General features: G+C 64.2%; 12 protein-coding genes. 2 read left to right on the top strand and 10 right to left on the bottom strand.

Annotated elements, in window-relative coordinates:
- Nucleotides 1-10: 10 nt before the first annotated feature.
- Nucleotides 11-874 carry an HAD family hydrolase gene (locus G7068_RS11560; RefSeq protein WP_166292097.1) on the bottom strand — a complete coding sequence of 288 codons (864 nt, stop codon included), beginning with the start codon at nucleotides 872-874 and terminating at the stop codon, nucleotides 11-13.
- 2 nt (nucleotides 875-876) lie between these two features.
- Nucleotides 877-2,163 (bottom strand): serine--tRNA ligase, encoded by a 1,287-nt coding sequence (gene serS / locus G7068_RS11555; protein WP_166292096.1) that lies wholly within the window; start codon nucleotides 2,161-2,163, stop codon nucleotides 877-879.
- A 204-nt stretch (nucleotides 2,164-2,367) separates the two neighbouring features.
- Between serS and G7068_RS11550 the strand changes: the two genes are divergently transcribed.
- A complete protein-coding gene (locus G7068_RS11550; protein WP_166292095.1) occupies nucleotides 2,368-3,360 on the top strand; it encodes a diacylglycerol/lipid kinase family protein in 993 nt (330 codons plus the stop codon).
- 5 nt (nucleotides 3,361-3,365) lie between these two features.
- On the opposite strand, the gene pheA is transcribed toward G7068_RS11550, so the two are convergent.
- From pheA to pgm, 3 genes are all read right to left on the bottom strand, one after another.
- Complete coding sequence (pheA, locus tag G7068_RS11545; protein ID WP_166292094.1) at nucleotides 3,366-4,325, bottom strand: prephenate dehydratase; 960 nt, start codon at nucleotides 4,323-4,325, stop codon at nucleotides 3,366-3,368.
- Nucleotides 4,326-4,418: 93 nt separating this feature from the next.
- Entirely contained in the window at nucleotides 4,419-4,547 is a 129-nt protein-coding gene (locus G7068_RS16610; RefSeq protein WP_280116197.1) for a hypothetical protein, read from the bottom strand.
- Between the two features lie 24 nt (nucleotides 4,548-4,571).
- Nucleotides 4,572-6,221, bottom strand: coding sequence for a phosphoglucomutase (alpha-D-glucose-1,6-bisphosphate-dependent) (gene pgm, locus G7068_RS11540; RefSeq protein ID WP_166292093.1), 1,650 nt, complete (start codon nucleotides 6,219-6,221; stop codon nucleotides 4,572-4,574).
- A gap of 80 nt (nucleotides 6,222-6,301) precedes the next feature.
- On the opposite strand from pgm, the gene G7068_RS11535 reads away from it, so the two are divergent.
- The gene (locus tag G7068_RS11535; protein WP_166292092.1) at nucleotides 6,302-7,090 is read left to right on the top strand and encodes an HAD-IIA family hydrolase; all 789 of its coding nucleotides are present in this window, start codon (nucleotides 6,302-6,304) and stop codon (nucleotides 7,088-7,090) included.
- A 101-nt stretch (nucleotides 7,091-7,191) separates the two neighbouring features.
- Here G7068_RS11535 and G7068_RS11530 read toward each other — a convergent pair whose 3' ends face one another.
- From G7068_RS11530 to G7068_RS11510, 5 genes are all read right to left on the bottom strand, one after another.
- Nucleotides 7,192-7,971: a sulfite exporter TauE/SafE family protein gene (locus G7068_RS11530; RefSeq protein ID WP_166292091.1), complete on the bottom strand. Its 780-nt coding sequence runs from the start codon at nucleotides 7,969-7,971 to the stop codon at nucleotides 7,192-7,194.
- A 48-nt stretch (nucleotides 7,972-8,019) separates the two neighbouring features.
- Nucleotides 8,020-9,555: a gamma-glutamyltransferase family protein gene (locus G7068_RS11525; protein ID WP_166292090.1), complete on the bottom strand. Its 1,536-nt coding sequence runs from the start codon at nucleotides 9,553-9,555 to the stop codon at nucleotides 8,020-8,022.
- Between the two features lie 43 nt (nucleotides 9,556-9,598).
- Nucleotides 9,599-10,153, bottom strand: coding sequence for an orotate phosphoribosyltransferase (gene pyrE / locus G7068_RS11520; RefSeq protein ID WP_166292089.1), 555 nt, complete (start codon nucleotides 10,151-10,153; stop codon nucleotides 9,599-9,601).
- A gap of 178 nt (nucleotides 10,154-10,331) precedes the next feature.
- Nucleotides 10,332-11,684, bottom strand: coding sequence for an APC family permease (locus tag G7068_RS11515; RefSeq protein ID WP_166292088.1), 1,353 nt, complete (start codon nucleotides 11,682-11,684; stop codon nucleotides 10,332-10,334).
- A 9-nt stretch (nucleotides 11,685-11,693) separates the two neighbouring features.
- Nucleotides 11,694-12,617, bottom strand: a complete 924-nt coding sequence (locus tag G7068_RS11510; RefSeq protein ID WP_166292087.1) for a carbon-nitrogen hydrolase family protein — start codon at nucleotides 12,615-12,617, stop codon at nucleotides 11,694-11,696.
- Between the last annotated feature and the right edge of the window lie 6 nt (nucleotides 12,618-12,623).

The raw sequence follows: 12,623 nt of genomic DNA, 5'->3' as shown, positions 1-12,623 counted from the left end.
TTGCACTCAGCTACAGCAGGATCGGAAAACGATCGCGCAGAGCGGTCAGCAGGCCGCCCTCGTCGATGGTCCCCGTCACGCGCCCGGCGGCAGCCTGCACCTCAGGATCAGCCTGGCCCATCGCCACAGAGTCACCGAAGCGGGCGGCCCACTGCAGCATGTCGATGTCGTTGCGGCCGTCGCCCGCCGCGAACACACGTGAGTGGTCGATTCCAAGCTTCGACGCAACCGTCTCGAGCGCGCTCGCTTTGGTCACCCCGTCGGGGGCAATATCAAGCCAAGAGGTGCTTCCAACCGCGTACGACACGTGAGTCAGACCGAGCGACTCAACGGCACCGACGAACTCTTCGAAGCGGTGGTCTGGTGAGACCACAACCACTCGCGACGCCTGCACCCCGAGCAGCTCCTCGAACGGAACCTGCTTCTGCTCGGCCGGGAGTGTGCCCGTTGGAATCACCTCAGTGTAGAGAATCCCGCCGTCGGCGAGTTCTACCGCGTATCGAGCCGTCGCGAGCTGCGTGCGAATCTTGAGCAGCGCATCGGTGGGGTCAAACGCCTCGACGTATTCGCGCCGGTAAGCGCGGTGAGCGAGCGGATCACGCTTTAGGGTCACGGCACCGTTGCAGGCGATAACCCACTGCGGCCGAATCCTCAGTTTCTCCACGATCGGCAGTGTCGCATCGACAGAGCGACCGGTCGCGATGACAACCTCGTGCCCGGTTTCGTGCAGCGTCCGAATCGCATCGCTCAGACCGGGATCGATGGCGCCCGAGAGCGGATCGTCGCCGGCGCCCGGCCCCGAGTGGTTCAGCACGGTGCCGTCGAGGTCGAGTGCGATGAGGTGGCGCTCAGGATCCGAAACTTTAGCCAGCATGCCTACCCTTTCTTGCGCGCAGCAGTGTCGAGTGGGGTCAGTACTTCAAGTCCACCGAGGTACGGGCGCAGCGCCTCGGGAACAACGACGCTGCCGTCCGCTTGCTGGTGCGTCTCGAGGATCGCCACAAGCCACCGGGTCGTGGCAAGTGTGCCGTTGAGCGTGGCAACCGGAGCGGTCTTGCCGCTCTCAGTGCGGAAGCGGGTCGACAGGCGCCGGGCCTGGTAACTCGTGCAGTTACTCGTCGAGGTGAGCTCGCGGTAGGTGCCCTGGGTCGGAACCCATGCCTCGATGTCGAACTTGCGAGCCGCACTGGATCCGAGATCCCCCGCAGCCACGTCGATCACACGGTAGTGCAGGCCGAGCTCCTGCAGCATCTCCTCCTGGTACGAGACGAGACGTTCGTGCTCAGCCTCGGCGTCGGCGGGGTCGGTGTACACAAACATCTCGAGTTTGTTGAACTGGTGCACGCGCAAGATGCCGCGCGTATCCTTACCGTGCGAACCAGCCTCGCTGCGGTAACAGGTCGACCATCCGGCGTAGCGAATGGCACCGTCTTCGAGGTCGAGGATCTCGCTCGCGTGATACCCGGCAAGCGCGACCTCGCTTGTACCGGTGAGGTAGAGGTCTTGCTCGGGCAGGTGGTACACCTCGGAGGCGTGTTCGCCCAAGAAACCCGTGCCGTTCATAATCTCGGGCTTCACGAGTGTCGGCGTGATGAGCGGGGTGAAGCCGTGCTGCATCGCCCGATCCAGAGCCATGTTCATGAGCGCAATTTCGAGCCGTGCGCCGACGCCACGCAAGAAGTAAAAGCGAGCACCCGACACCTTCGCGCCGCGCTCCATGTCGATGGCACCCAGCAGCTCACCCAGTTCCAGGTGGTCTCGCGGTTCAAAATCGAAGCTTGAACGTTCGCCAACCTCGCGCAGCGTCACAAAGTTCTCTTCGCCGCCGCTCGGCACACCGTCGATCACGATGTTCTCGATACGGGCAGCAATGGCGTCAAACGCGGCGTCCGCTTCTTTCGCGCGGGCCTCGGCAGCCTTCACACCGGCGGCGAGCTGCTGCGCCTGCGCGATCAGGGCCTGCTTCTCTTCCTTCGGCGCTGACTTCACCTGCTTGCCGAACTCATTCTGCTCGGCGCGCAGCGACTCAAACTCGGTCAGCGCGGCACGGCGCGAAGCGTCTGCGGCGAGCGCTTCATCCACCACCGCCTCGCTGTTGCCTCGGGCGCGCTGCGAACGCTTGACGGACTCGGGATCGTTGCGGAGGAGTACTGGATCGATCACATGAGCAAGCTTACCCCGCACCCTCTGACATTCATGGGGAGCGGCCGCATCCTCACCAACCGACAGCGCCGACGAGCCACGGTCTCGTCGAAAGGCCACCGTATAGACGCAGCAACGATGGCCTCTCGCCGAGAACATATGTTCTGGCCAAAGAGACCGCACCCAAAACCCCAAATGCCCCACCGGCACGAGTACCCTTGGGGCATGCCCGAAGCCACCTCGCAACCGCAGCCAGTCGTCGCCGTTGTGTATCAACCGTTCAAAACAGATCTCGACCAGTTGCGCGCAGCTGTCGCCCAGGGCGAGCAAGAGTCGGGGTGGGCCGCAGCTCGCTGGTACGAAACAGCTGAAGACGATGCCGGGGTGGGCGCCACAAAACAGGCCGTGGAGGATGGCGCGAGCGTTGTGATCGCAAGCGGCGGCGACGGCACGATCCGCGCGGTAGCGGAGGCGTTGCGGGGCACAGGGGTTCCGCTCACCATCGTTCCGCAGGGCACCGGCAATCTTCTCGCTCGTAATCTCGGCGTTCCCCTCACCAAGGTCAGTGAAGCAGTGCAGGCCGCCTTCAGTGGCGTCAACCGCAAGATTGATCTCGGGATCCTCACCATCGTGCGCGAAGACGATTCAGAAAGCGACCACGTATTTCTCGTGCTCGCGGGAATGGGCCTCGACGCACGCGCGATCTCTGCAACCAGGTCGACGCTCAAGAGGCGTGTCGGCTGGCTCGCCTACGTCGATGCTGGGGTGCGCACGATCCTGACCGATAAGCCCCTGCAGATTCACTTCTCGGTCGACGGCTCCGAGGTGAAGCCGCTTTCGGTGTACACGGTCATGATCGGCAACTGCGGGCTGATGCCGGGTGGCGTGCTGCTGATCCCGGACGCGAAGCTCGATGACGGTCGACTCGACGTTGTGGCACTCAAACCGCTCGGCGCGTTTTCGTGGCTGCGCATCTGGAACAAGATTGGCTGGGAAAACGGAGTTCTGCGCAAGACGAAGACCGGTCGCAAGATTATCGACCTCGTGCACGACACCCGCAATGTCAGCTATGTGCAGGCGACCAATTACGCGCTCTCGGTCACCAAACCAGAACCGATCCAGTTAGACGGAGACGACTTTGGGCTCGCCCTCGCGGTAAACGGACGGGTGGATCCCGGATCGCTTGTCGTGCGAGTGCTGCCCGACTGGAAGGCCTAGCCCTCTCAGTCGCTGCCGTCGGGCGTTCCCTCGATCACACCGCGAAGCCAGTCACGGGCGTCGCGGAAGGTGTCATTGTCGTAGACCGCGTGCGTCGTGGCGGCGATGCGATCCGCGCGGGGGTACGACCCAAGGAACACCACGTGCGGGCTAAACCGCTTCACACCGAGCAGCGCGTCGGCGACACGTTCGTCTTTGATGTGCCCCTCGGCATCGATAACAAAGCGGTAGCGCCCCATGCGGTCTCCGATGGGGCGTGAGGCGAGCAGCGTCAGGTTCACACCGCGTGTGGCGAACTGCTCGAGAAGTTCGAGTAGGGATCCGGCACGGTCTTCTGGCAGCTCCACGATTAGCGAAGTTTTGTCGGCACCGGTGGGGTCACCAACGGGCACCGTGCGGCTCACCAGCACGAAGCGGGTCATTGCGTCAGGGTTCTCAGCGATCCCCTCGGCGAGCACCTCAACGTCGTAGTGTTCTTCGATGCCGGGCGGCGCGATGGCCGCGTCGATGCCCTTCTCGCTGTCGAAGAGGTCGGCTGCCGCCTGCACGTTTGAGGTGGCTGGCAGATGGCGGTGGCGCGGAATCTGATCATCGAGCCACGCGCGGCACTGCCCGTAAGCGACGGGGTGACCGGAGACCACGTTGATGTTCTCCATGCGGGTTCCGGGACGGGCAACCAGCACAAAGCGCACGGGGACCAGGTACTCCCCCACAATACGAAGGCCCGGGATCGTCGCGAGCGCGTCCTGCGCCACGGTCACACCGCCGTCGATCGAGTTCTCGATGGCGATGACCGCGGCGTCGCTGCTGCCCGAAACAACATCGCTGAGGGCCTCGCCCAGGTTCGCGACGGGGCACCACTCTTGGCCAACCGCCTCAGGCACCTGCTTGAGCGCCGCCTCGGTAAACGTGCCCGCCGGCCCCAGGTAGGAGTAGCGGCGGGTTGGAGTCTGAGAGCCGGGCATAGACCTAGGTTATCGTCGCGAGGGATCGGCTGCGATCCTCTGCCCTACCTGTCAGCCGGTGCTGGCTCACCAGCCGGTTCAGGATCGCCCTACTTATCCGGCTGACATGTCAGCACCGGCTGACATGTCAATACCAGCACCGGCTGACGTGTCAACACCGGCCGACGTGCCAGCACCGGCTGACGTGTCAGCACCGGCTGACGTGCGGGTCAGGGTCGGCATGCGCGCACCAGCTGGCAGGTGGGCCTAAGCTGCGGCACCAAGCGCCCTCTGCACCAACTGCTGGGCCGCGGCCTGCACCTCGGCCAGGTGCTCGGGTCCGCGGAACGACTCAGCGTAGATCTTCATCACGTCTTCCGTACCCGAGGGGCGAGCCGCAAACCAGGCGTGTTCGGTCTCGACCTTGAGCCCGCCGATGGCGGCTCCGTTGCCAGGAGCCGAAGTGAGGATCGCGGTGATGGGATCACCCGCGAGCTCCTTCTGCGTCACGTCGTCGGGTGAGAGCGCGAGCAAACGGGCCTTCTGCTCGGGCGTCGCTGCGGTGTCGATGCGGGCGTAGCTCGGCTCGCCAAACTCAGCGACCAGCTCACGATAGCGCTCCGCGGGAGACTGGCCGGTCACGGCCTGAATCTCGGCGGCAAGCAGGGCCAGCAGGATGCCGTCTTTGTCGGTGCTCCAGGCGGTGCCGTCCAGTCGCTGGAACGACGCTCCTGCGCTCTCTTCTCCGCCAAACACGAGGCTGCCATCGGAGAGCCCCGGCACGAACCATTTGAACCCGACGGGCACCTCGAGCAGCGCGCGCCCGCGCGCCGCCACAACCCGGTCAATGATCGCCGAGGAAACGAGCGTCTTGCCGATTCCCGCCGACACGGGCCAGTCAGGCCGGTGCGAGAGCAGGTAGTCGATCGCCACCGCAAGGTAGTGATTGGGGTTCATGAGGCCGTCTGCAGTGACTATGCCGTGGCGATCGGCATCCGCGTCGTTGCCGGTGATGAGGTTGTAATCTTCGCGGAAAGAGTCGAGTGTGCTCATCACCTGCACAGACGATGGATCCATGCGGATCTTGCCGTCCCAGTCGAGGTGCATGAAGCCCCACTGCGGGTCAACGCCCGGGCCAAGCACCGTCAGGTCGAGGTCGTAGCGATCTCGGATCGCGGCCCAGTACGCAACACTCGCACCCCCGAGCGGGTGCGCGGCAAACCGCACACCGGCCTCGCGAATCGCGGCAACGTTGATGACGTGTTCGAGTCCTTCGACGTACTCCCCGAGGAAGTCGTACCCACCCTCGTGACCGTACGCCACGCCCTCGGGGGCCGCGTATAGGTCGGCACCGCTCTCCAGTAGTTCATTCGCGCGAGCGGCGATCCAGTTTGTCGCGTCGGTGTCGGCTGGGCCGCCGTGCGGCGGGTTGTACTTAAAGCCGCCATCGGCGGGCGGGTTGTGGCTCGGAGTAACAATTATGCCGTCGGCACGGTGCGGATCGTCGGCAGCACGATCGCGGTTGTGGGTAAGGATCGCGTGGCTCAGCGCCGGGGTTGGCACGAATGTTTCGTCGCCGGTACCCGCGGCCGAAACCACGTGCACACCTCGGGCAAGCAGCACCTCTCGTGCGGTGCGCTCAGCGGGTGCGGAGAGCGCGTGAGTGTCGGCTCCGATAAAGAGGGGCCCCTCGATGCTCTGGGCCGCGCGATACTCCGCAATAGCGATGCTGATCGCTGCGATGTGGGCCCGGTTGAAGGACACGTTCAGCGACGATCCGCGGTGCCCCGAAGTGCCAAAGACCACCCGCTGGGACGGCACGGCAGGATCCGGAACCAAGTCATCGTACGCTGCAAGCAGCGCCTCAATGTCGACAAGATCTGACTCAAGGGCGGGCTGACCGGCTCGTTCGTGCATGAGACCAGTCTGCCAGGAGCCACCGACAAACGTGCATGTCTCGCAACCTCCCGTTCACACGCCGGGACTAGCCTAGAGTCATGGATCCCAATCAAGCACAGGCCCGCCGCGGAGAAATCGAGTGCTGGCTCACCGACATGGACGGCGTTTTGGTCCACGAGAACCAGGCGATTCCCGGCGCCTCCGAGTTGCTGCAGCACTGGCGCGACTCCGAGATCCCGTACCTGGTGCTGACGAACAACTCCATTTTCACCGCGAGGGATCTCAGCGCGCGCCTGGGTGCATCTGGCATTGACGTGCCAGAGGACCGCATCTGGACGAGCGCTCTCGCAACCGCCGCGTTTCTCAAGCAGCAGAAGCCCGGCGGCAGCGCGTTTGTGCTCGGCGAGGCCGGACTGCTCACCGCGCTCCACGACGCGGGGTACATCATGACCGAGTCGAACCCCGACTTTGTGGTGGTCGGCGAGACACGGCACTACTCATTCGACGCGATCACCAAGGCGATCCGCCTCATCATCGGCGGGGCCCGCTTCATTTCGACAAACCCCGACGCGACCGGCCCGAGCCCAGAGGGCCCGCTGCCCGCAACGGGATCCATCAACGCACTCATTACCAACGCAACGGGAAAAACTCCCTACGTCGTCGGCAAGCCGAACCCCATGATGTTCCGCTCAGCCCTCAACAAGATCGGCGCACACTCTCACAACACGGGCATGATCGGCGACCGCATGGACACCGATATCGTCGCGGGTATGGAGGCGGGCCTCCATACGATCCTCGTAATGACGGGCATCGCGGATCAGGCCGAGATCGAGCGCTTCCCGTTCAGGCCTGACGAGACCTTGGGGTCGGTTGCGGATCTGCTGTAGCCCCGCCCAGACGGGCTTCTGCGGTGAACGCATCTCAACGTAATGCGAGACCAAAATGTTGAGACGCGTTCACCGCACGCCACCCGGCAAGGTTTAGGGCACTACGCCCGACGCTTCTTGACCTCCCGCACCAGCATCTGCCCGAGAATAAACACCAGGTAGAGCGAGAACAAAATATTGCCGATGAGCGGATCGATCCACGCGGCAAAGAGCGAGCTAAACGGCACACACACGCTCGCGGCGATACCAACGATTGCAGCCGAGCGCAGGTCGACATTATTGCGACGAGAGTTTCCGATCGTGCCTGACAGCGAACCCGGAATCATCATGACGAGCGAGCTACCCTTCGCGGCGAGGTCGTTCGCGCCAAAGAAGAACATCAGCACCGGCACCACAACCACACCGCCGCCGACCCCGAGCAGGCCAGAAAGAATGCCAGTGATCACACCCGTGAGCACCAGCATGATGCCCGCAAAAATGCTCAGATCGATCTGATCGTCACGCGCCGGAACCACAAACCAGAGGCTGACGATCACAACAACTAAGAAGCCCATGAACAGCCACCGCAAGAAGGCGGTCGGCAGTTTCGCCAGCAGGTAACTGCCGAGCTGCGCTCCCGCCACGATGCCCACCGCGAGGCAGGCCGCCGCGATCCAGTCAACGTGCCCCTGCACGGCATAGGTGATCGCACCGACCACCGCGGTCGGCAGAATCGCCGCGACCGAGGTGCCCGCAGCCAACCGCTGTTCCATGCCGACCCACAGCATCAGAGCCGGCACGATGATCGTGCCGCCGCCGATCCCGAACAGCCCCGAGAGAATGCCGGCCGCGACACCAATCACGAGCAGGGGGAAGAAGTTGGGGCGTTCAGTCTTGGTCATAGGTGAAAACGATTCTTTGTTGGAGTTTTGAAATCGTGCAGGCCCGATTTAAGCGGACACCACAATGGCCGATCCATCGGAGCGCGGGTCACTCGCCGCCGCATAGCCCGCGTTGTGGGCGCGGATCAGGTTCGAGTGTCCGAGCTTTTCTGTACGTGAAGGCACAGTGTGAAGTGTAAACCCTGCGGCCTCGATCGCATCGCGGGTCGCCTCCGGCACGTCGGCTTCCGCGGTCACGGTGACGCGTCCGTCAGCCGCGGGCTCGTTCACGATCCACCGTGGCGCGTGGGTCGCCTCGCTCGGGGTCGCACCTGCGAGCGACCGCAAAAGCAGTTGCGCGTGAATCTGGGGCTGCGCGGATCCTCCCATCGTCGCGGGTACCCATGCCACCTCGTCACCGTCTAGCACCAGTACCGGCATCAGCGTGTGACGCGGGCGCTTGCCCGGCGCAAACGCGTTCGGCGACGCGGGATCGAGTGAAAATGAGGTGCCGCGATTCTGAAAGATGATGCCGGTCTGCGGTTCAAGAATGTGGGCTCCGAAGTCCCAATAGACCGAGTTGATCAGCGATACGGCCCAACCGTCGGCGCTGATCGCACTGAGGCCAACGGTGTCGCCGCTTGCTTTCGGATCCCCCGCGATAACGGCGTCGGGAGCGGCCATGCGCACGAGATCCTCACCTGAGACAGCGCCGAATGCGGGATCAGCGAGCTCCGCTGCACGCACTGAGTTTGCCTCGCGGAAGGCCCGCGCTAGTTCCCCGGCTCCCTCACCCAGCGGATCCTCGATGCCAGCAGCGACAGCGTTCAGCGCCCGCAACAGCATAAATCCCGAGGTGTTGGGCGGGCCAGTGAGCACACGCAGCCCGGCAAAAGAACCCTCGAGAGGATCCGCCCACTCGGGTCTGAACCCTGCGGCGTCGGCGGGGGTGATTCGGGATCCAAGCTCGGCCAGCCCCGCAATCCACTGGCTGGCGAGCTCACCCTCGTAAAACTCATCGGCGCCGCCAGCGGCGAGCTTTCGCAGAGACTCCGCGAGCGCGGGCTGCCGGAGGGTCTGCCCCTCGGCGATCGGTTCGCCGCCCGGGTAGAAGACCGCGCTGGCTCCGGGATCTTGCGCGAGCGAGTCTCGGGCCCCGACGAGCGCGGCTGCGACGGAGCGCGAGTTCGGGAAGCCGTCCGCCGCGAGCCGAGTCGCCGTCGCGAGGTGGTCAGCCCAGCTCAGGGCAGCTCCGTGTTGATGCAGCGCGTCCCAGCCACGCACGCCTCCGGGAACAGTGATGGCGTCGAGGCCGCGCAGCGGAAGCGCGTCGCCGTGCTTCTGCCGAAGCGCCTCGAGTGTCTGGCCGGCGGGCGCGGTGCCCGTGGCGTTGAGAAAGCGCACGCGCCCGTCGGGGCTGCGCACAAGGGCAACGAGGTCACCGCCAAGGGCAACGTTGTTCGGATACACCACGCAGAGTGTGGCCGCGGCAGCGAGCGCCGCGTCGATGGCGTTGCCGCCCGCTTCGAGCGCGGCGGCGCCGGCCTCGGTTGCGAGGTGGTGGGAGGTGGAGATGGCTCCGCGGGATCCCGTGGCGGTTGTCATGACTTCGTTGTCCTCACTTCCGGTTGAGCTACTGAGGTTCGAGCTACTGCGGTTCGAGCCCGAGATCGTCGAGGCCAATGGCGAAGCGGTACTCGTAGCCCTCGCCCTCGATGCGAGCCTTGGCGGGGGCCTGGCGATCCACAACCACCGCAACACCCGCGATGATCGCGCCGACCTTCTTGAGTGCCTCGATCGCCTGCAGCGGCGAACCGCCGGTCGTCGAGGTGTCTTCAACGACGATCACGCGCTTGCCGTTCAGATCGGGGCCCTCAACCTGGCGGCCGCGGCCGTGGTCCTTGGGCTCCTTGCGCACAACAAAGGCGTCGTAGGTCTTGCCGCGAGCAATGCCCTGGTGCAGGATCGCGGACGCGATCGGGTCCGCACCCATCGTGAGCCCGCCGACCGCGACAACTCCGTCGATATCGTCGATGAGGTCGAGCATGACCTGACCGATCAGCGGCGCTGCACGGTGATCAAGGCTGAGCTTGCGCATGTCGACGTAGTAGCTCGCCTTTTTGCCACTCGTGAGGGTGAAGTCGCCGTGGAAAACGGCGTCCGACTTGATGAGTTCGATGAGCTGTTCGCGCGCGCTGGTCATGGGTTTGATTCTACTGGGGTCGCGACCGTCGGCAAGGATCGGCGCTACCAGAGACGATTCGACGCTCGCCGGAGGCAAGGAAGCTGACCGGCGGCAAGGAAACCTACCGGTGAGTTTCCTTGCCGCCGGTCAGTTTCCTTGCCGCTCGCAAGAAAGGTCGACGGGATTCGCCCGCGCGTTAGGCCCCGACCTCGACCGACTCGACATCATCAACCGCGAGCTCCGGCGGCTGCTTGCGGAATCCGCGGGTTGTCACCGCGAGGATCACAATGCCAACACCGAGCCAGATCAGACCGAGTGTGATCGCGTGAATGTCGAGCTGCGTGAGCAGGATCACAATCACGATCACACCGACAATCGGGGCCACGAGGTACAGGAACACGTTTAGGCGGTTGCCCGCGCGACGCTGCCGAGCCCAGTACACGATCACCGACACGTTGACCATAATGAAGGCGATAAACGCACCGAAGTTGATGAACGACGTTGAGGTCGCAACATCCATCACCATCGCGATGAGGCCGACGACGGCAATCGCGAGCAGGCTGAACACGGGCGTCTGAAAACGCGCATTGAGCGCCCCGAAGATGCGCTTCGGCAACACGCCATCGCGGCCCATCGCGTAGAGCAGGCGGCTGCCGGCGGCCTGCGCCGCGATGCCCGAGGTGAACTGCGCGATGACCAGCGCTGCAAGGAAGACAGCCCCGAAGAACGCCCCGCCGATCCTGTGCGCGATTTCGAACGCCGCGGTGTCAGCGTTGTCGAACGTGCCTCCCGGGTGCACCAGCTGGCCCGCATACGCGACAACCACAAAGATGCCGCCACCAATGAGTGCAACGAGCATGATCGCCTTCGGCACCGTGCGCTTCGGGTCGATGGTCTCCTCAGTGAGGGTGGTCACCGCGTCAAACCCAAGGAACGAATACGCAGCAATCGCAGCGCCGCCCGCGATCCCGGCCAGCCCCGCGTCGGTTCCCACAAACGGAGCCGAGCTGATCAGCCCGCCAGCTCCGTCGGTGCTCGCAACATTCGCCAGCGCCAGCGCAACAAAGAAGACAATAACGAGAATCTGGAAGCTCATAAGCACGAGGTTCGTGCGGTCGGCGACCTTGATCCCGATCACGTTCAAGATGGTCGTGATCACGATGAAGCCCAGGATCCACACCGGCATCGGCACTCCCGGGAACTGCGCCTGCAGGTACGATCCACCAATCAGCCAGATCACCATCGGCAAGAACAGATAGTCGAGCATCGTTGCCCAGCCGACGAGAAAGCCAATGCGGCCGTCGATCGTGCGGCGCACGTACGTGTAGGCCGATCCTGCGACCGGGTACGCCCGAGCCATGCGACCGTAGCTGTTCGCCGTGAACAGCATCGCGACCAGGGCGATCAGGTAGGCACTCGCACTCGCGCCGCCGGTCTCAGAGGCGATGACCCCAAAGATGCCGAGCACAATGAGCGGGGTGAGGTAGGCGAGTCCAAAAATAACCAGCGACGGCAGTCGCAGGGTTCGCTTGAGAGATACATCGGTCATGAGGGTGGGTTACTCCATCTCGGTTGAATCGAACGACTGCGTTCCTCTAGGTGCCCAGTTCGCGGGGGAAATCTTGCCGTTGTACATGGGAAGTGGGATCTCGGCGTCGCCAGGCTTCAGCTGATCCCACATGCGGTTGGTGAACATGGTGCCGCGCTCGCGCACGTTTGCGGTGTGGTCAGGATCGACGGTCACCACTAGGGTTTCTTCTCCGATGCCGGCCTCCGCCAGCACAAACCCTTCTGGGCCAACGACGATGCTGCGGCCACGTCCGACCGGACCCGCGCAGTTCACACTGACCACAGTGCACTGGTTGACGATCGCGTTGGCGCGCGCGAGCACCAGTTCCTGCTCGCGGTCAGGGCTGGTGGTCTTCACGATGTTGAGCACCACGTCTGCGCCGAGCCACACGATCTGGCGGGAGTGCTCGGGGAACCACGCGTCGTAGCAGATCGACATGCCTGCAACACCGGCGCCGTCGAGATCGGCGACCACAAACTCGGTGCCGGGGGTGTGCGGTTCGAACGGCCGCCACGGGAACATCTTGCGGTAGCTCGCGCGCAGTTTTCCGGCAGGATCGAACAGCAACTGTGTATTGAAGAAATCGCCCTCGGGGTGTTGTTCGCTTGGCGCAACTCGCTCGCCGAGGCTGCCGGGGCAGAGCCAGATGCCGTGCTCGGCAGCGATCTCGCCGAGGGCGCGCACGAAGTCGGAGTCGAGTGCGACGGCGGCCTGTTCGAGCGCCGCAGGGCGCTCAGCCTCGGGCAGATGCTCGGTGCCGTTGAGGTGCATCTCCGGGAACACCAGCATCTGAATGTCCGGGTGCTTACGCAGCGTCTCGGCCACATCTTCACGGAGGGCGCGCAGGGCGTCCGTCTGGTCGTCGCATGGCAGTGGTGCCCGCTGGGCCACACCAATCCGCAGGTCGCTCATGAGCGT

Source organism: Leucobacter viscericola (assembly GCF_011299575.1).
In the GTDB taxonomy this organism is placed as follows: Bacteria; Actinomycetota; Actinomycetes; order Actinomycetales; family Microbacteriaceae; genus Leucobacter; species Leucobacter viscericola.
Note: the sequence above shows the minus strand (reverse complement) of the source record. Positions and strands in the feature narration are given on the sequence as shown.